21 protein-coding genes are annotated in these 18,141 nt (G+C 73.0%); 13 read left to right on the top strand and 8 right to left on the bottom strand.

Translation table 11 applies throughout. The features are described 5' to 3' along the window. The first annotated feature begins 15 nt into the window (after positions 1–15). The 5 genes from ACIP64_RS10670 (at position 16) to tpg (ending at position 5,481) form a co-directional block, all read left to right on the top strand. Positions 16–1,248, top strand: a complete 1,233-nt coding sequence (locus tag ACIP64_RS10670) for an FAD-dependent oxidoreductase (RefSeq protein ID WP_401583775.1) — start codon at positions 16–18, stop codon at positions 1,246–1,248. A 111-nt stretch (positions 1,249–1,359) separates the two neighbouring features. Further along, entirely contained in the window at positions 1,360–2,367 is a 1,008-nt protein-coding gene (locus tag ACIP64_RS10665) for a DUF2278 family protein (RefSeq protein WP_401583772.1), read from the top strand. A 139-nt stretch (positions 2,368–2,506) separates the two neighbouring features. Then, positions 2,507–2,863, top strand: a complete 357-nt coding sequence (locus tag ACIP64_RS10660; protein WP_401583769.1) for a hypothetical protein — start codon at positions 2,507–2,509, stop codon at positions 2,861–2,863. A gap of 3 nt (positions 2,864–2,866) precedes the next feature. Further along, positions 2,867–4,915, top strand: a complete 2,049-nt coding sequence (gene tap / locus ACIP64_RS10655; protein WP_401583766.1) for a telomere-associated protein Tap — start codon at positions 2,867–2,869, stop codon at positions 4,913–4,915. Between the two features lie 11 nt (positions 4,916–4,926). Continuing rightward, complete coding sequence (gene tpg / locus ACIP64_RS10650) at positions 4,927–5,481, top strand: telomere-protecting terminal protein Tpg (RefSeq protein WP_401583763.1); 555 nt, start codon at positions 4,927–4,929, stop codon at positions 5,479–5,481. A 12-nt stretch (positions 5,482–5,493) separates the two neighbouring features. Here tpg and ACIP64_RS10645 read toward each other — a convergent pair whose 3' ends face one another. Continuing rightward, complete coding sequence (locus ACIP64_RS10645; protein ID WP_401583760.1) at positions 5,494–6,018, bottom strand: anthrone oxygenase family protein; 525 nt, start codon at positions 6,016–6,018, stop codon at positions 5,494–5,496. An 80-nt stretch (positions 6,019–6,098) separates the two neighbouring features. Between ACIP64_RS10645 and ACIP64_RS10640 the strand changes: the two genes are divergently transcribed. Continuing rightward, on the top strand, positions 6,099–6,749 hold the full coding sequence (locus ACIP64_RS10640; RefSeq protein ID WP_401583757.1) for a TetR/AcrR family transcriptional regulator: 651 nt from the start codon (positions 6,099–6,101) through the stop codon (positions 6,747–6,749). Between the two features lie 23 nt (positions 6,750–6,772). On the opposite strand, the gene ACIP64_RS10635 is transcribed toward ACIP64_RS10640, so the two are convergent. Both ACIP64_RS10635 and ACIP64_RS10630 read right to left on the bottom strand, forming a co-directional pair. After that, a complete protein-coding gene (locus ACIP64_RS10635) occupies positions 6,773–7,798 on the bottom strand; it encodes a zinc-binding alcohol dehydrogenase family protein (protein WP_401583754.1) in 1,026 nt (341 codons plus the stop codon). Between the two features lie 50 nt (positions 7,799–7,848). Beyond that, a complete protein-coding gene (locus tag ACIP64_RS10630) occupies positions 7,849–8,622 on the bottom strand; it encodes a glycine betaine ABC transporter substrate-binding protein (RefSeq protein ID WP_401583751.1) in 774 nt (257 codons plus the stop codon). Between the two features lie 189 nt (positions 8,623–8,811). Here ACIP64_RS10630 and ACIP64_RS10625 point away from each other — a divergent pair, with 189 nt between their 5' ends. Further along, positions 8,812–9,777, top strand: a complete 966-nt coding sequence (locus ACIP64_RS10625) for a LysR family transcriptional regulator (RefSeq protein WP_401583748.1) — start codon at positions 8,812–8,814, stop codon at positions 9,775–9,777. A gap of 468 nt (positions 9,778–10,245) precedes the next feature. Here ACIP64_RS10625 and ACIP64_RS10620 read toward each other — a convergent pair whose 3' ends face one another. Next, entirely contained in the window at positions 10,246–10,626 is a 381-nt protein-coding gene (locus tag ACIP64_RS10620; RefSeq protein WP_401583746.1) for an SMI1/KNR4 family protein, read from the bottom strand. 297 nt (positions 10,627–10,923) lie between these two features. Between ACIP64_RS10620 and ACIP64_RS10615 the strand changes: the two genes are divergently transcribed. Next, positions 10,924–11,100: a hypothetical protein gene (locus ACIP64_RS10615; RefSeq protein WP_401583743.1), complete on the top strand. Its 177-nt coding sequence runs from the start codon at positions 10,924–10,926 to the stop codon at positions 11,098–11,100. Between the two features lie 35 nt (positions 11,101–11,135). On the opposite strand, the gene ACIP64_RS10610 is transcribed toward ACIP64_RS10615, so the two are convergent. Next, the gene (locus tag ACIP64_RS10610) at positions 11,136–11,537 is read right to left on the bottom strand and encodes a DUF5997 family protein (protein WP_401583740.1); all 402 of its coding nucleotides are present in this window, start codon (positions 11,535–11,537) and stop codon (positions 11,136–11,138) included. Positions 11,538–11,618: 81 nt separating this feature from the next. Between ACIP64_RS10610 and ACIP64_RS10605 the strand changes: the two genes are divergently transcribed. From ACIP64_RS10605 to ACIP64_RS10585, 5 genes are all read left to right on the top strand, one after another. Continuing rightward, positions 11,619–12,437 carry a LysR family substrate-binding domain-containing protein gene (locus ACIP64_RS10605; protein ID WP_401583737.1) on the top strand — a complete coding sequence of 273 codons (819 nt, stop codon included), beginning with the start codon at positions 11,619–11,621 and terminating at the stop codon, positions 12,435–12,437. 155 nt (positions 12,438–12,592) lie between these two features. Further along, entirely contained in the window at positions 12,593–13,798 is a 1,206-nt protein-coding gene (locus ACIP64_RS10600) for a cytochrome P450 (RefSeq protein ID WP_401583734.1), read from the top strand. A 371-nt stretch (positions 13,799–14,169) separates the two neighbouring features. Further along, positions 14,170–15,294 carry a type III polyketide synthase gene (locus ACIP64_RS10595; protein WP_401583731.1) on the top strand — a complete coding sequence of 375 codons (1,125 nt, stop codon included), beginning with the start codon at positions 14,170–14,172 and terminating at the stop codon, positions 15,292–15,294. 111 nt (positions 15,295–15,405) lie between these two features. After that, a complete protein-coding gene (locus ACIP64_RS10590; protein WP_401583729.1) occupies positions 15,406–15,813 on the top strand; it encodes an ArsR/SmtB family transcription factor in 408 nt (135 codons plus the stop codon). Continuing rightward, entirely contained in the window at positions 15,810–16,448 is a 639-nt protein-coding gene (locus ACIP64_RS10585) for an SRPBCC family protein (protein ID WP_401583726.1), read from the top strand. The genes ACIP64_RS10590 and ACIP64_RS10585 overlap by 4 nt, the downstream gene beginning before the upstream one ends. Before the next feature lie 13 nt (positions 16,449–16,461). Here ACIP64_RS10585 and ACIP64_RS10580 read toward each other — a convergent pair whose 3' ends face one another. From ACIP64_RS10580 to ACIP64_RS10570, 3 genes are all read right to left on the bottom strand, one after another. Continuing rightward, positions 16,462–16,824: a DUF6204 family protein gene (locus ACIP64_RS10580; RefSeq protein ID WP_401583724.1), complete on the bottom strand. Its 363-nt coding sequence runs from the start codon at positions 16,822–16,824 to the stop codon at positions 16,462–16,464. A 70-nt stretch (positions 16,825–16,894) separates the two neighbouring features. After that, positions 16,895–17,386, bottom strand: a complete 492-nt coding sequence (locus ACIP64_RS10575; protein WP_401583721.1) for a DUF2000 domain-containing protein — start codon at positions 17,384–17,386, stop codon at positions 16,895–16,897. 188 nt (positions 17,387–17,574) lie between these two features. Next, positions 17,575–18,057: an Lrp/AsnC family transcriptional regulator gene (locus ACIP64_RS10570; protein WP_401583718.1), complete on the bottom strand. Its 483-nt coding sequence runs from the start codon at positions 18,055–18,057 to the stop codon at positions 17,575–17,577. Between the last annotated feature and the right edge of the window lie 84 nt (positions 18,058–18,141).

Below are 18,141 nucleotides of genomic sequence, written 5' to 3'. Positions count from 1 at the left end.
AGGGGCAGGGCGCGGATGGAACGGACCACGTGCTGTGTGGTGGGCGGCGGCCCCGCGGGCATGGTGCTCGCCCTGCTGCTCGCCCGGGCCGGGATCGCGGTCACCGTGCTGGAGAAGCACGGCGACTTCCTGCGCGACTTCCGCGGCGACACCGTGCATCCCTCGACCCTCGCCCTGCTGGACGATCTCGGCCTCGCCGAACGCTTCGCGGCGCTGCCGCAGCGCCGGGTGCGCACCCTCCAGCTGCCCGTCGGGACCGACGGGTCGCTGGTCACCGTCGCCGACCTCGAAGTGCTGCGCGGCCCCTACAACTATGTGGCGATGGTGCCCCAATGGGACCTGCTCGGACTTCTCGCGGACGAGGCCGGGCGCGAGCCGTCCTTCGACCTGCGGATGAACACCGAGGCGACCTCCTTCCTCATCGAGCGCGGCCGCGTCACCGGGGTGCGCTACCGCACCTCGGAGGGACGCACCGGCGAGCTGCGCGCCGACCTCACCGTCGCCTGCGACGGGCGGGGATCACTGGGGCGCTCCCGGCCGGAACTGGGCCTGCGCCGCTACGACTGCCCGATGGACGCCTGGTGGTTCCGGCTGCCCCGGCACGACGGCGACCCGCACGGACTCGTCGGCGGCGCCGGCGACCGCTTCCTGACCGCGATGATCGACCGCGGCGACTACTGGCAGTGCGCCGCGCTCATCCCCAAGGGCAGCGACGCCGAGCGCCGCGCCGACGGACTCGAGCGCTTCCTCACCGACTACGCCACCGCCGTGCCGTGGCTCGGGGACCGCACCGGCGCCCTGCGCTCCTGGGACGAGGTCAAGCTCCTCGACGTACGCCTGGAACGGCTGCGCCGCTGGCACCGCCCCGGACTGCTGTGCATCGGCGACGCCGCGCACGCGATGTCCCCGGTCTTCGGCATCGGCATCAACCTCGCCGTCGAGGACGCCGTGGCCACCGCCCGGCATCTCGTCGAGCCCCTGCGCCGCGGCGGCGTCGGCCTGCGCGACGTACGCGCTGTGCAGCGCCGCAGGCGGCCCACCACGGCCGCCACCCAGACCCTCCAGCGGATCGCCCACGCCCGGGTCATCGCCCCCGTGCTGCGCGGGGAGCCGCCGTTCGGCAGCGCCGCGCGCGGTCGACGCGTCGCCAACGCGCTCGCCGGTTCGCGCCGGCTGCGGCTGCTTCCGGCCTACTTCTTCGGGTACGGCGCCCTGCGCGAACGCCCCCCGGCCGCGTCCGTACGGTGAACTCCCGGGCGGAACGGGAGGTTTCGCCGCGCGGCCCACGGCCCCGCTGCGACACTGGGGGCGTCCGGCGCACAGCTCGCGCGGTCGCCCCACGCGAAGGAGCAGAACCCGATGCCGCTGAAGTCGTACGGAGTCCTGGTCGCCCGCGCGACCGGCGTTCGCCGGGAGGGTGCCTCCGACACCCCGCATTATCAGATCCACCTGACCGACGGCGGCGGCACCCACTACCGAGCGGCCGTCAACGTCAGGTCCCAGGAGGAGCCCTCCGAGCTGCTGTACCTCGTCGAGGACGACCTCCGGCACCCCCTCACCGAGCCCCTCGGCGACCTCGGAAGCGGCTGGAACACCCTCCCGGCCGGTCCCGGCGGCGCCAACCTCGACTACATCCGCGGCAATCTCCTCGACCCCGCGCGGATGCGCACCCTGCCGCCGGACGCCCAGGGCCCCGACAACGACCTCGCCGACCTCCTCGACCACTACGTGCAGCGCGCCGTCGCCGACCCGGACGCGCGGCTGTACGTCTTCGGCGAGCGCTGGGGACCCGAACCGGGCGTCAAGGACAAGGTGTTCGGCTTCCTGCCCGGCAACGGCGTGCACGACATCCACATGAACCAGGGCAACAGCGGCCGGTTCCGCGGCGACGACGGCGTCTGGCAGGACGGCGGCCTCCTGATCCGCTTCCCCGGCGAGCCGCGCTGGGTCGGCATCTTCCTCGCCTTCCAGAGCCAGGCCTGGCACACCGACGACATCACCGGCCACGCCTTGGAGGACGCGGGCCCGCGACCCGGCGCGGGCGAGGAGCGCGTCCGGATCGTGGCCGCCCTCGCCAATCCGCCCGGTCCCGCCCCCGAGACGGAGACCGTCACGCTGCTCAACGCCTCACCCGCCCCGGTCGACCTCACCGGCTGGACCCTGCTCGACCGCCTGAAGAACGGCTGCGCCGTGCCCGCCGGACCGCTCCCGGCCGGGGCGGCCCTGGCGTTCACGCTCGCCGCCCCGCTCCAACTGGGCAACCGCGGCGGCGCGATCACACTCCTCGACGCGGACGGCCGCAAGGTGCACGGCGTCTCCTACACCGCGGAGCAGGCCGGGCGCGAGGGCTGGACCATCGTCTTCTGAGGAGCCCTCGCGACACACCGGGCGGCTCCGCGCGGGGATGATCGCGACGGACTTTATCGGCTGATAAAGTCCGTCGTTGCGCGGGTGAACCGGCCGGAACGGCCGGACGGCCCGCCCCCGGTCGGAGTCGGAGGAGTGCATGCTTGCGGTCGACGTCCGGCAGTCGCTGCGCGACGGCCGGACCGTGGCGGAGGGCGCGGGGCGCGGCTGGCGCTTCGCGGCGCGCACCGTCGCCACGCACGGCGACTTCCTGCTCGCCTTCGTCGACGGAGGGGTGTGCGTCGGCGCCTTCGAGATCCGGGGGAGCCGCTGCGACGACGCGGCGGACGGCCGCTACGTCTTCGACCTCGCCCCGGCCCGCCGCTTCCAGTGGGCCCTCGGCCACCGGCTGCCGCTGCCCCCGGGACGCAACCCCGCGCGCATCCTCACCGGCCAGCACCTGCGCGCGTTCCTCGACGCCGCGCCGCGTGACGTCCACCGCTCCGGGGAGGCATGACGCGTGACGAAGTCCCAGCGCCCCGACCCCGTCGACGCCCTCCTGCGGTCCGGACCCCGCCGCACCGCCCTCCCCGAGCCCGCCGAACGTTCCCGGCTGCGCACCGCGTACGGCCTCACCCAGGCCGAGATCGCCGAGGCGCTCCAGGTCACCCGTACCACGGTGGCCGGCTGGGAGGCCGGCCGCAGCGAACCGCAGGGCGCCACGCGGGCCGCGTACGCCAAGCTCCTGGACGGCATCGCGGGGCAGCTCGCCCAGGACGCGGCACCGCAGCCGCAGCCCCAGCCGGAACCGCAGCCGCAGTCACAGCCACAGGCCCCGGCCGCCCCCGCCGCGCGGGCGCCGCAGGCGGGACGCCGCACCCGGGACGCCGAACAGGAGGCGCCCGACCCCCGGTTCGTGAACGGCCCACTGGCGGTGCTGGACGGCGACGGATCGGCGTACGGAGCCGGCGGCCTGGTGCTCAGCTGCCCGGCACAGGACATCCCGTCCCTGGTGGAGTGGACGCTGGCGGAGGCACGTCTCGGCGCGGCGCGGCTGCACCGCAACGGCAAGGACGCCGACCCGCTGATCGTGCTCACCGCCGCCGCGGCCGAACGACTCCGCCTGCCCGCGGAGTTGGAGGACCGCCGCGGTCTGAGGCTGCCCGCGGACCACGCGGTCGTGCGGCGGATCACGCGGGCCGGATGGCAGCTGACCCAGCGCGGCTTCGGCCCGTGGGCCCGGGTGTTCCGGCCCGCGGAGGGCGGCCGGCGCCAGTGCGTGCAACTGGCCGTCCTGCCCTGGGGGGCGCTGGACACGAGGTCGTGGGGCGGTGCCGCCGGCCTGCCGGCGCCCGAACTCGCCCAGATGCTCGCCGCGTACGCCTCCCGCGTGCTGACCCCGCGCGGCTCGACCGCCGTGTCCGGCCTGGAGCTGATGACCGCCCTGCGCCCGCCCACCCGGGCGGTGAAGGACCCGGCGACCGGGGCATGGGTGTCCGGGCCGAACCCCGGCGCGCTCACCGGCCCGGCCGACCCCGCACCGCCCGAGGCCCCCGACGAGCACCCCGTCGTCGCCGCGCTCCACCCGCGCGGTCACCAGCGCACCCCGGACCAGGTACTGGACGAGGAGGCGTACGACTGGATCCGCGACCCGGAACTCCTCACCGACGCCGAGTGCGCGCAGCCGTACGCCGTCGGCGTCGACGTCAACATGGCCTTCGCCGCCGCCGCGAACCGGCTCACCGTCGGGCTCGGCGAGCCCGTGCACGTGAAGGCCCCGGCCTTCGACAAGGCCCTGCCCGGCTGCTGGCTGGTCGACCTGTCCGGCGTCGACCTCGACCCTCGGCTGCCGAACCCCTTCACCCCGCACGGCGGCCGCCCCGAGGGCCCCGCCTGGTACGCCACGCCGACGGTGGCCTACGCCGCCGAACTCGGTCACGGCGTCGCCCCCTTGGAGGCGTACGTGCGGCCCGAGCACGGACCGTACCTGGACGCCTGGTACACGCGTCTGCGCGACGCCTATCTGGCCACCATGGGCGAACTGGGAGTGGTTCCGGGCATGCCGGAAGGCGAGTTCCTCGCCGCGATGGAGCGCCACAAGCGGACCGACCCGGCGCGGGTCGCGCTGCTGTCGGCGATCAAGGCCACCGTCAAGGGCGGCATCGGCAAGCTCCGCGAACGTCCCCAGGGCGCCGGCTACCGGCCCGGCGAGCGCTGGCCGGCCCTGGAACGCCCCACCTGGCGCCCGGACATCAGGGCCGCCGTCATCGCCACCGCCCGCGTCAACATGCACCGCAAGATGCTCAGGCTCGCCGCCGTCGGCCTGCACCCGATCGCGGTGCTCTCCGACTGCGCCGTCTATCTGTCCGACGGCCCCGGCCCCCTGGACTTCCTGCCGTACAGCGCCGACGGCAAGCCCCTGGCGGGCGGTTTCCGCCTCGGGGTCTCGCCCGGCATGGTCAAGCACGAGGGCACCCAGTCGCTGATGTGGGCCGCCGAACTCCTGGAGGACGGGCACAATCCCGCCCGCCACATCAAGGGCACCGACGCCGCCGCCGACGGCGAGTAGGGAGAGCACCCATGGGCGTCCTCGGTGACAGCCTCGACAAGGCGAGCGCGGCGACCTTCACCCGCCCTCTCCCCAAGTCGGCCCCGTCGCGCATGCGGTTCCTCGTCAAGCACGAGAAGGGCACCCGCGCCGTCGCGGCCCTCCTGGGGGTCTCCCAGCGCACCGTCGAGCGGTACGTCACGGGCCAGTTGAAGCATCCCCGCAAGGACCTCGCCGCCCGGCTGGAGAACGCCGTCCGCGAGCGCTGGCAGCCCCGTGTCCGCGAGCGTGCGAAAAAGCGCGCGGCCACCACCGGCGGGATCGTCATCGAGACCCGCGCCCGCTTCGGCTTCACCGCCGCGCCCGGCTCCACCGACGACAGCCGCGTGCGCCTCATCACCCAGTCCCTGCCGCCCGCGTACGCCGCCCGCCTCTTCGCCGCCCAGGACGCCGGGGCCACCGAGCAGCAGCTGCGCGCCATCGCCGCCGAGGGCCTCCAGGAGATCTACTTCAAGGACCGCGGCCGCCGCGCCCAGGGCCTGAACGTCGAGTTCACCGACATCGACTACGTCGAGCTGGAGTTCTGACCGGGCCGCGGCCTACCGCGCGACGCCGACGCCGACGACCGCCGTGGCCGGACGGGCGTGCGGCGGCTTCGGCCGGTCGGTTCCCTGGGCGGTGAGGAGGCTGACGAAGGCCAGTACCGCGAGGACCGTGCGGACGGTGTGGAGGGCCAGCCAACGGCCGCGGACGGCGGCGAAGTCGGCCGGGGCGTCGTCGGGACTCCAGCCGTCGACAAGGCGGTTGAGCGGTTCCATCTGCGTCACGGTCAGCACGATCGTGGCGAGCACGAGCACCGTGGCGGCCACGCTGAGCCAGAACGCCGTCCTGCCCCGCCCGTAGGAGAGCGCGCACGTCGCGACGAGCAGCGCGAGGCAGGTGAGGAGGAACGGCGGCATCACCCGGCCGTAGTCGGTGTTGAGCGCCTTCCAATAGGGCACGTACACCGGGCCGGGGAGCCGCCCGACGGACGGCGCGATCACGGCGAAGAACACACCCCCCGCGTAGAGCCCGAGCAGTGTCGCCGCTCCGCCACGGACGATCTCCAGTACGACGGTACGCATGGGCCCCACCCCTATTTGGCTAGACTTTCAGCTTTTCATTAGAGACGTGTCTTGCGAATCGTATGGCACGATGAACCCCGATGGAAGGCACTCACAAGCGGCGCTACAACAGCGAACTGCGGCGCGAGCACGCCGAGGCGACCCGGCTGCGGATCGCCGAGGCCGCGCGGGCGTTGATGATCGAGCGGGGCTTCGCGGACACCACCATGAGCGGCGTCGCCACGGCCGCCGGCGTTGCCGTGCAGACGCTGTACGCCACCTGCCCGGGCGGCAAACCGGCCCTGGTCAAGCTCGTGTACGACGTCACGCTGGCCGGCGACGGCCGGCAGGTCCCGCAGAGCGAACGCCCCGCGGTGCGGGCGATCGTCGAAGAGCCCGACCCGGCAAGGAAACTGGCGATGTACGCGGCGATGGCGGTCGCGATCCTCGGCCGGATCGGGCCGGTCCACCGCGTGCTGCGCGCGGCCGCCGCCGCGGGCGGCGCCGGTGCCGGCGACCTGCTCGCCGACACCGAGCGGCAGCGCCGCACCGGCAGCCGCCAATTGACCGGGCATCTGGCCGAAGTGGGCGCCCTGCGCCCGGGCCTGACCGCCGACCGGGCCGCCGACGAGGCCTACGCCCTCACCTCGATCGAGGTGTACGAACGGCTCGTCGACGTCTGCGAATGGAGTGTCGAGGAGTACCAGGACTGGCTCGCCCGGACCCTCGCGGGTGCGCTCCTCGCGCCGTAGCCGTTCCTCCGCGGCGACGGCCGTCAGAACCCGGTGAGGGTGACCTTGCCGACGGTGGAGCCGGATTCGAGGACGCGGTGCGCCTCGCGGAGGTTGGCCGCGTTGACCGGTCCCAGGTCCCTGTTCGCCGTCGTCCTCAGGATGCCCGCGTCCACGAGGCGGGCGACCTGGGTCAGGATGTGGTGCTGCCGGTCCTGGTCGGGCGTGCGGAAGAGTGACCGGGTGAACATGAACTCCCAGTGCAAGGCGATGCACTTGGGCTTGAGCAGACCGACGCGCAGGCTGTCGTGGTCGTCGATGGCGACGATGTGGCCGAAGGGCTTCAGCGCCTCGGCGTAGTCGGGCAGATTGCGGTCGGTCCCCGTGGTGCTGAAGACGTGGGTGATCCCGCCCGGCGCCACCTCGGCCAGCTGCGGTACCAGCGGCTCGTGGTGGTTGACGATGTGCTGCACACCCATGCGGGTGGCGAAGTCGACGGTCTCGGGGCGCGAGGCGGTGCCGATCACGGTGAGGCTGGTGAGCGCGCGGGTGAGCTGGGCGACCATGGCCCCCACGCCGCCGGCCGCCGCGGTGACGAGCAGGGCGCCGTCCTGGTTCATGGCCCCGTTCTCCAGGCCCAGGCGCTCGAACAGCCCTTCCCAGGCGGTCAGCGAGGTCAGCGGCAGCGCGGCGGCCTCGGCGAAGGAGAGGGAGGCCGGCTTGCGGGCGGCGATGCGTTCGTCGACCACGTGGTACTCGGAGTTGGTGCCCGGACGGTCGATGGCACCGGCGTAGTAGACGCTGTCGCCGACCTCGAACCGCCGCACCTCGTCGCCGACCGCGACGACCGTCCCTGCCGCGTCCCAGCCGAGTACCTTCGCCGTGCCGCCGGGATCGCTGTTCTGGCGCATCTTGAAGTCGACGGGATTGAGCGCCACGGCCTCGACCTTCACCAGCAGATCGTGCGGTTCCGGCTTCGGAACGGGCAGTTCGAGGTCGATCAGACTGCTCTCGTCGTCGATCGGGAGGCTCTTGAGATAGCCGACGGCTCGCATGGTCGTCGCGTTCATGGGGGTGACTCCAGTTCGGTGGGGGACAGGCCCGGGTACCGGGGGCCGTGTCAGAGGGAGACCTCGCGGGGGTGCGCGGCCAGATAGCGGTCGGCGGCCTGCAGCGGGCTCAGCCCGTCGACGTTGATCAAGGCGTCGATCTCCTCGACGCCGTCGTTGCCCAGGGCCAGGGCATCCAGCCGGGCAACGGCCTCGGGGCCGACGCGCTCCAGGGCGTCGTTGCGGATGACCGGGCAGGCGTCGTCCACGCTTCCCAGCAGTCCCTTGGGCTCCTCGAGCGGCCGGAGGTGGTGCAGGCGATTGAGGAACTGCGGACGCCACAGCGGGATCACGAACCATTCGCCCGCGGCGATACCGCGTCCCACCCGGGCGACGAAATCCCCTTCGGTGCCCGGCCTGAACCTGTACCCGGCCCTGTCCAGCCCGTACGCCTTCACCATCGCGGCGGAGAAGCGGCTGATGCCTGCTCCGGGGTTGATCCCGTCGATGGCCGTTGTCATACGGCCGGCGATCTCGGGCCGGACCAGATCGGACACCTCACCGACCATGTCGAAGGGGACGTACCGCGGTACCGCCCACACACAGTGCGGTTGATAGTGCGGGCTGAGCACCCGCACCCGGTCCCGGAAGCCGGACAGGTACCGGCCGTGGCTGGACGGCAGCCACGCCGACACCAGCACGTCGACCCGTCCGTGCTCCAGGAGACCGAACATCTCCTCGTGCACGCCCTCGGCACCGGCCACCGGGTGCCCGTGGGACTCCAGGACACGGCGGACGACGGCAGCGGCGGCACGGTGAAAGGACAGAGCGATGTTTCCCACCACGATCGGATCGGAAGATGTGAGCGGCACAGCGCCTCCCGGGGAATTCCAGTGCCGATGAGGTCTCGGAAGGTGCGATCCGCCCGCCGGTCCGGGACCGGCACCGCGTGGATCGCCCTACGCCATCCAGCCTCGCCCGGTCCGGGCCATAAGTCCAAGAGACGTTTTGTATCCCTTCGATATCCTGAATGCATGGCAACGCTGCGCCAGCTGGAATATCTGGTGGCCATCGTGGACGAGGGGTCCTTCACCCGGGCCGCCGAGAGCCTGCACATCTCGCAGCCGGGGCTGTCGCACCAACTCCGGGCACTGGAACGGGAAGTGGGCGGCCCGCTGCTGGAACGGCTGCCCCGCGGAGTCCGGCTCACCCCGGCCGGCCGGTCGATGCTGCCGCACGCTCGTGCGGCCCTCGCGGAGGCGGGCCGGGCCACCACATCCGCCCGGCGTGCCGCGGGCGTCGCCACCGGCGAGCTGCATCTCGCGACGCTCTACTCGGTCAGCTCCGGTGTACTGCCCGCGGTGCTGGGCCGCTGGCGACGCACGCATCCGGAGGTGCGGGTCCGGTTGTTCGAGCACCGCAGATGGGACGATCTCGCGCAGGCCATGGCCGCCGGCCAGGCGGACGTCGCGGTGGGACCCCTGCCCGAGGACTGGGAGGGCCCCGCGCGGCCCATCGGCGCGGAGGAGTTCCTGGTCGTCACCGACGCCGGCGACCGGGCCGCCGCCGGCCGCGCACCGGACGTCCGGCTCGGCGATCTCGCGGACCGCGAATGGGTCCACTTCACACCCGACAGCGGCCTCTCCGACATCCTCGACGACGCCTGCGCCGCCGCCGGGTTCCGGCCCCGGATCGCCGTGCGCACCGAGCAGGCGCCGTCTGCCGTCGAGTACGCCGCCGCCGGGCTGGGGCCCACCTTCGTCCCGGCCAACACCATCCCGCCGCACTTCGGCGGCCTCGTCCTGCGCCCCGACCCGCCTGTGCGGCGCCGGCTGACCGGATACACCCGCACCACCCCGGACCCGGTGACCGAATCCTTCCTGGAGATCCTGAGCACCCACGCCCCCCTGATGCCCGCGCACGTCGCGGCGCGCCTGCGCAAGGGCGGCGGCGCCCTCCGTGCGCCCACCGGGGACCCGCGTACCTCTTCCGGGGAGTAGTCGAGCGCCCACCCTGCGTCGAACTCCGGGCGCGGGGGCACCGTAGGCCCCTCAGTGACGACGGAGTGCGGCGGTGTGGTGGACGACGTTCCCCGGTCGTTCCAGGGGCATGTGGCGGAGCCGGCTTTCCTGGACGACGGCATGCTCGCCGTGACCGCATGTCTGTGGCGGGCGTCGGACGACGACCGCCGGCACGCGGGCGGGATCGACTTCCCCGAGGGGCACGCGGATCCCGATGGCGCCGACCGGCTCTTCCGGTTGCCGACCGGCCCGGCGCCCGGGGCGTTCCGCAATCTCGCGGAGCGGTACGACGGGACGCCGGTCGACATCGACGCCTTGCGCGCCGAGTACGTGGACGGTTCGCGCTCTGCGCGGCACCGTGTCCTTCACGGCCGTCGCGGACGCGGCCGCCGTGATCGGCTTTCCGGTCGACGGAGGCCGGCCGGGCCGCCGGGCACCCGGCGGCGGCTAGTGCCAGCGCCAGCCGTGTTCGGGGAAGTGGGTCAGGAACTCCGTCAGTGTGGCCGCCTGACGGAGGCCCTCGGACCAGGCGGCGGTCGCGGAGTCGATCAGGAGCAGCGGGGGAGGCTGCTGCCGGAAGTCGTAGACGAGGAGCTCGCGGCAGCCGTCGCCGCCGATGACCACGGCGCCGGGCAGGCGGCCGGCCGGGCCCGCCGCGTCGTTGAGGCCGAGGAGGTCGCCGACCGGACAGAGCGTCAGGAAGTCACCGGCGGGGAGGAAGTGCCGGGCCACGGAGCCCGGGTCGGAGAGGAAGGAGCGGTAGTCCTCGGGGAAGGCGACGCCGAGCGCCCGCTCTGCCCGCTGGATCGCGGCGTCTGGTGCGCCCATGGCACATCCCTCCCCTGGGCGTTCCGGCACCGCACGCCGAGGCCCCTCCCGGGGCGCACCATATCGCGGTCGGACCCCCGTTCGCTCCGCCGTCCCGCGGCTCGGTCAGGGAGGGGCCTGCCGTGGCTGATTTCCGCTGTCCGGTACGGAGTTGACGGCACGTCAGGGAGGGTCGGAGGCGCGGGCGGCGGGCCTGGGGAAAGGTCCGCATATGTTCATGGCTCGCCCGCCAGGCCGCACATACCCCTGAGGTATCGTGATTGTCGTATCCGGGGCAGAAGGGGACCAGGAGGGAACATGCCGGACGCCGAAGGCCACCCCGAGATCGGGGAGATGGATCTGGGCTCCGTCTTCGCCGCCCTGGCGGATCCCCTGCGCCGCAAGGTGGTCTCGCTGCGCCGCGACGACCTCCAGGAACGCTTCCCGGGTCTGCTCGACCTCGTCGCCGACGGATCGCTCCCCACCTCCGCGTGACGGGGCAGCCCTCCGGGACCCCTGGGACCCTCGGGTCAGCGCGACCGGTTCGCCCGCTCCTCGCGCTCGGCGTTCCGCTCCTTCAGGCGCGCCGCCTCCTTGCGGACCTCGGCCTGCGTGGCGCGCTCCTTCACCAGCCACTCGGGGACGTCCTGCTTGAGCGCGTCGATCTGCTCGGTCGTGAGCGGCTCGGTGACGCCACCGCGGGCCAGGCCCGCGATCGAGACGCCCAGCTTGGCCGCGACGACCGGGCGGGGGTGCGGCCCGTCGCGCCGCAGGTCCCGCAGCCACTCCGGCGGGTCGGCCTGGAGCGCGTTCAGCTCGTCGCGGGAGACGACGCCTTCCTGGAACTCGGCGGGAGTGGCTTCGAGGTACACACCCAGCTTCTTGGCCGCGGTGGCGGGCTTCATGGTCTGGGTGCTGTGGTGCGACGTCATACGTCCAGGATATCGACCCCGCGGGCCCGCTCCGACCGCGTGGACGGGCCGTCCCCGCCGCGGCCCGGGTAGCCTGTCCTGGTGACAGGCTCGGAAGCATCCCCCCAGTTCAGGCTCGCGTACGTGCCGGGCGTGACACCCGCCAAATGGGTGAGGATCTGGCAGGAGCGGTTCCCCGCCGCCCCTCTGGAACTCGTCGCGGTCCCCTCCGCCGAGGTCACGGGACTGCTGCGGGACCGCGGCGCCGACGCGGGCTTCGTACGGCTCCCGGTGGACGGCACCGACCTCAGCGCGATCCCCCTCTACACCGAGACGACCGTGGTCGTGGTCCCCAAGGACCACGCCGTGGCGGCGGTCGAGGAGGTGAGCACCGGCGACCTGGCCGACGAGGTGCTCTTCCATCCCCTCGACGACACCCTCGACTGGGAGCGGCCCCCCGGCCGGCCTGCGATCGAGCGGCCCGCGACGACCGCGGACGCGGTCGAGCTGGTGGCGGCGGGCGTGGGCCTGCTGGTCGTCCCGCAGTCCCTGGCCCGGCTCCACCACCGCCGGGACCTCACCTACCGTCCGCTCGTGGACGCCCCGCAGTCGCGCGTCGCGCTGTCCTGGCCCGAGGACGCGACGACGGACCTGGTGGAGGACTTCATCGGCGTCGTCCGCGGCCGGACGGTCAACAGCACGCGGGGCCGCCGCCCCGACGCGACCGCCCAGGCGAAGGAGCAGCGCCCCGACGCCGGCGCCGCGCGGCGCAAGCCCGCGGCCGGAAAGGCCGCGGGGAAGACGGCGCAGAAGGCGGGCGGCGGCCGGGCGGGTGGCAAGAGCCCGCGCGGGGCGTCCGGGGGTGCCAAGGGCGGTGCGAGCCGCGGCGGCAAGCAGGGCAAGCCCCGCCGGCGTTCCTGACCCCGGGACGCCGGGGCCGCCGGCGGCCCCGGGGCGCGCCACGCCGGGCCGTCCGGTGCGGGTCCCCCGGATGGGCTTGCTGCGGTGGCCGTGGGGACCCCGGGGGCGATTTGTTGTGAGATGTTCCCTGACGTCCAGGCTCACTGGAGCATCGCATGGATTCCGGTCCCTCCGCGCACGACTGCCCCTTCGACTTCGCCGTGGCCCTCGAATTCGACCCCCAGTTGAAGCACCTGATGGAGAACGAACCGATCTCTCGCATCAAGCTGCCCCACGGGGAGGGCGAGGCGTGGCTCGTCACGAGCTACGAGGACGTCCGGACGGTGACGACCGACCGGCGCTTCAGCCGCCGCGGCGTCGTCGGCAAGGACTTCCCCCGCATGACCCCCGAGCCGATCGTGCAGGACGAGGCGATCAACGTGATGGACCCGCCGGACAGCAGCCGGCTGCGGTCCCTGGTCTCCAAGGGCTTCACCCCGCGCCAGGTCGAGCGCATGCGCCCGCACATCGAGCGCGTCGTCACCGAACTCCTCGACACGATGGCCGCCGAGGGCCCCCCGGCCGACCTCGTGGAGCACCTGGCCGCGCCCCTGCCGCTCACCGCGATCTGCGAGGTCCTCGACATCCCCGAGGACGACCGGTGGCGGCTGCGCGCCCACGCCCGCACGCTGATGGACTTCAGCCCGGACAACCGCGACGACGCCGTGCGCTCCAAGGCCGACCTGCGCGCGTACTTCGCGGACCTGACCGCGCAGCGGCGCGCGCACCCCGGCGACGACCTGATCAGCGTGCTGGCGACGGCCCGCGACGGCGACGAGATCCTCAACGACAAGGAACTCACCGTCATGGCCATGGTGCTGCTGATCACCGGCCAGGACACGACGTCGAACGAGATCGGCAACATCGCCTACACGCTGCTGACCCGGCCCCGCGAGCTCGCGACGCTGCGCGCGCACCCCGAGAAGATCCCGCAGGCCATCGAGGAGATGCTGCGCCACATCCCGTTCCGCAAGGGCGTCGGCATCCCGCGGGTGGCCACCGAGGACGTGGAGCTCGGCGGCGTTCTGATCCGCGCCGGGGACATTGTGCACGTCTCGTACCTGACCGCAAACCGCGACGCCGCGAAGTTCGAGCGCCCCGACGAGCTGGACCTGGAGCGCACCGGTGCCCCGCACATGACCTTCGGCTGGGGCGGTCACCACTGCCTCGGGGCCCCGCTGGCGACGATGGAGCTGCAGGTCGCCTTCACTGAGCTGCTGCGCCGCTTCCCGGAGCTGCGGCTGGCCAAGCCGGCCGAGGAGGTGCGCTGGAGCGCCACGTCGATCTGGCGCTACCCGGTCGCCCTGCACGTGGGCTGGTAGAAACCGCCCCGAGTGCCCCGGCGCCGGTTCCGCCCGTACGGGGCGGGGCCGGCGCCGGGGTGCGGTGACCGTGCCGTGCGGGGCGCGACCGCCTCCGACGTGCGCTCCGGGTCCCGCTGCCGTACTTTTTGTTGGGCGGACCAGAAAGTGAATGAGTTACCACGTCATACCGACGGTGACCGGTCCGAATGTCTTCCGACTCCGTTTTGGGCCCACGTGTGATATCCGGCGCCATTGGGGCGCCGCAGGTGAATTGCCCGTACTTCCCTACTGATTTCCATGACAGGTACGGGTCTGCCCCGGCAGGAATACGCCGGGGCGACACATCGCGTGGACCATTGCCCGCCAGAGGGACAGGAATGGAGCCAATCATGGCAGTTCTGTGCAAGCCGGTGATCGCGGTTCCCGACAACGTTATCACCTGCGAACAGACGCTCGAGCTGGCACGACGGCTGCACAAGGACCACCCGCAACTCGGCCTGACCCTCCGGCTCATCGAGAACACCGGCGTCCGGAAACGGCACCTGATACGCCCGATCGACGAGGTGCTGGAACATCCGGGTTTCGATGTGCGCAGCGCGATCTACGAGGAGGAGTCCAAGGCGCGCGTGCCCGCGGTGGTGCGCCAGGCGCTGGACGAGGCGGAACTGACCGCCGCGGACATCGACCTCATCATCTACGTCTCGTGCACGGGCTTCATGATGCCGTCGCTGACGGCATGGCTCATCAACACGATGGGTTTCCGGCACGACACACGGCAGTTGCCCATCGCCCAACTCGGCTGCGCGGCGGGCGGCGCGGCCATCAACCGGGCGCACGACTTCTGCACCGCGTACCCCGAGGCCAATGTCCTCATCGTGGCCTGCGAGTTCTGCTCGCTGTGCTACCAGCCGACCGACCTGAGCGTCGGAACGCTGCTGTCCAACGGGCTGTTCGGCGACGGTGTCGCGGCCGCGGTGGTCCGGGGGAACGGCGGCACCGGGATGCGGCTGGAGCGCAACTCCTCGTACCTCATTCCCAACACCGAGGCGTGGATCTCCTACGCGGTGCGCCAGACCGGCTTCCACTTCCAGCTCGACAAGCGGGTGCCCGGCACCATGGAGCCGCTGGCGCCGGTGCTCAGCCGCGTGGCCGAGGAGCACCAGTGGAACGCGTCGGCGCTGGACTTCTACGTCATCCACGCGGGCGGCCCGCGCATCCTGGACGACCTGAGCCACTTCCTCGGCGTCGACCCGGAGGCGTTCCGCTTCAGCCGTGCCACGCTCACCGAGTACGGCAACATCGCCAGTTGCGTCGTGCTCGACGCCCTGGCCCGGATGTTCGACGAGGGAACCGCGCTCGACGGCCACCGCGGTCTGCTGGCCGGCTTCGGCCCGGGCATCACCGCCGAGATGGTGCTCGGCACCTGGGTCAAGGCCGACTACGACGCGGACGTGCTGCCGCAGCACAACTACGGCACGCTCGACGACGGCCTCCGCGATCCCGCGGCCCCGTGAGGCGGGGGAGGGGTGGACCGGGACGACCCGGGGCGGCCGGCCGCCCCGGGTCACCGGATGCTTCTCCATAAGTTGTTGCTTATATAAGTGGATCCTGGCATAGTGCTCCGCGTGCACGCGTTCGACATCCTCGGTGATCCGGTGCGCCGCCGGATCCTGGAACTGCTCGCCGCCGGTGAGCAGCCCTCCGGTGCCATCAGCGACGTGATCCGCGAGGAGTTCGGGATCTCGCAGCCCGCTGTGTCCCAGCACTTGCGGGTGCTGCGGGAGCACGGCTTCGCCGTCGTCCGGGCGGAGGGGACCCGGCGGCTCTACGCCGTGGAAGCGGCCCCGCTGCGCGAGGTCGACGTCTGGCTGGAGCGCTTCCGCGGCTTCTGGGAGCAGCGGCTCGACGCGCTGGGCACGGAACTGGCGCGCGGACGCCGGGAACGGCGCATCGCCGGGGAACGGCAGCAGGGACCACGGCCGGGGACGGGGCACACCCCCCGCTCCGGGAGGGAACAGGAAGAGACACCATGAGCGACATTGTCGACCAGATCAACCAAGCCCACCGGCAGGTGGGTTCCCGGGACGTGTCCGGCGAGGAGGCGCGCACGGTGCTGCTCCGCCGCGCCTACGACGCGGACATCGAGGACGTGTGGGACGCCTGCACCACCGCCGAGCGCATCCAGCGCTGGTTCCTGCCCGTCACCGGTGACCTGCGGCTCGGCGGCCGCTACCAGCTGGAGGGCAACGCGGGCGGGGAGATCCTCCAGTGCGAGGCACCCCGGCTGCTGCGCGTCAGCTGGGTGATGGGCGAGGCGCCGGGCTTCAGCGAGGTGACGGTGCGCCTGTCCGAGCAGGACGAGCGGACCGTCCTCGAACTCGAGCACGTCGCCGTCGTCCCGCCCGGCATGTGGGACCAGTTCGGGCCCGGCGCCGTCGGTGTCGGCTGGGACCTCGCGCTCATCGGGTTCTCGCGCTACCTGGCCGGCGAGTTCGTCAGCCCCGAGAAGGCCGCCGAGTTCGCGGAGTCCGACGAGGTCCGCGCGGGCATGGTCCGCAGCAGCGAGGCATGGGGCGAGGCGTACGCCGCCTCGGGCGCACCCCAGGACGTCGTGGCCGCCGCGGTCGCCGCGACGACCGCCTTCTACGTCCCGCCGCGCGAGGCGTAGCCGGGCCCGGTCGTCAGGCCGGGTTCTGCGTGGCCGCCGCGCGGCGCTGCCGCTTGGCGAGCGGGGCCTGGGAGAGGTCCTCGGCCTGGGCGCGGAGGTTCTTGAAGCCGTAGCCGCCTGCGGTCAGCCACGCCCGGGCCGCCTCCTCGGCGCGCTCGGTGGCCTCCAGGATGTCCTCCTCGGCCTCGCCCGAGTCCTGGAAGCGGAAGGTGAACGCGGGGCGGGCCGCGATGTCGTACGTGAGGTGGCCCTCCGGGGTGAAGGCCGCGTGCAGCACGTCGTGGTCCCCGGCCCGGGCCAGGAGTTCGGCCCGCTGCTCGGGGCTGAGGCCGTCGAAGACGCCACGGACGGTGATGCGGAAGACGCGCGTGCTCATGTTCCCGACCCTAGGCGGAGCGGTGTCTCGGTTCCACGGGTTTTTTCGGCGGCCCGCCGGCCCGCGGGCGTCATGGCATCAGCGGCAGCCTGCCGACGATCTTGTCGACGCGCCGGCGCGGCCCAATGATGCTCACCGCGCAGTAGTCGACGTCCTCGGCCGCGGTCCTGCCCATCGCGTCCAGGTAGTCGGTGTAGACGCGGGTGCGCTGGGCCGCCTCCGGCATGTCGGCGACGAAGGTGTCCGCGGAGGCCCGCGCCGCCGCGCGGATCGCCCGGAGCGCGGCGGTGTCGGCGGTCAGCACCGTGCAGCCGGCCCACGGCAGCCCCGGGTGGACGCTGCCGCCGGAGTCGGTGGCGTCCTCGCCGAGGAGCCCGGTCACGGCGACGGCGGTCGCCGCCCCCGCGCAGACGGCGGCGTTGACGGCCCGCCCCGGCGGAAGGCCGCTGTCGACGACGACGACCCAGCGGAGCCGGGCCGCGCGGGTGGGTGCGCCCTGGTCGATCTCCTCGGGGGAGAAGCCGACGGCTCCGGCGGGGGATGCGGTGTGTGCGGCGGTCATGGTCGGCTCTCCTGCCAGGTCGTTCGGTGGACCCGGCAGATGCTAGGCAGGTGTCCGGCCGCGCGGCGTGGCTGCCGCACTTCCTTCGGCGGCCCCCGCGTCCCGCGCTCCCCTGGCGCACGTCGTACGGCGTTCCGCCCCCGCGCTGCCCTTTCGTGCGGCGGCGCTCCGGACCGGGACCGGCGGCCTCAGCGCTTCCGGTTCCGGTCCGGGCCGGCCGGTTCGATCGAGCTGGACCGTACGTGCTCGTAGGCCATCGTGGTCTGCACGTCCGCCACTTCGCGGCGTTCGGTGAGGCGGTCGATGACGAAGGCGTACACGCCGTTGACGTCGGGGACCGCGATGTGGATCAGGAAGTCGTGCGCGCCCGAGGTGACGAACAGGCCGATGGTCTCCGGCAGCCGCGCCGCCCATTCGCGGAACCCCTCGATGACCGGCCGGGCCGGCGGCCGGATGCGCACCGCGATCAGGGCCTGCACCGGGCGCCCCACGGCCTCGAGGTCCAGGGCCGCGTGGAAGCCGGTGACCACACCGCGCTCGCGCAGCAGCCGCACCCGCTCCAGCGAGGTCGACGGGGACACCCCGGTCTTGGCGGCCAGGTCCCGGTTGGTCTGCCGGGCGTCGTGCTGGAGCTCCCGGATCAGGGCCCGGTCCAGCGCATCGAGTTCCATGGGAACGACGATAGGCCGCACGACATGCGGTGGCGACCGGCGCCGGGCGCGCGGAGGAGCCGCCGGCCGGCCGCTCCGCGCGGG

The sequence above is a fragment of the Streptomyces sp. NPDC088733 genome (genome assembly GCF_044751185.1).
GTDB lineage: Bacteria > Actinomycetota > Actinomycetes > Streptomycetales > Streptomycetaceae > Actinacidiphila.
The sequence above is the reverse complement of the archived record's forward strand: the minus strand, read 5'-3'. Positions and strand labels throughout refer to the sequence as shown.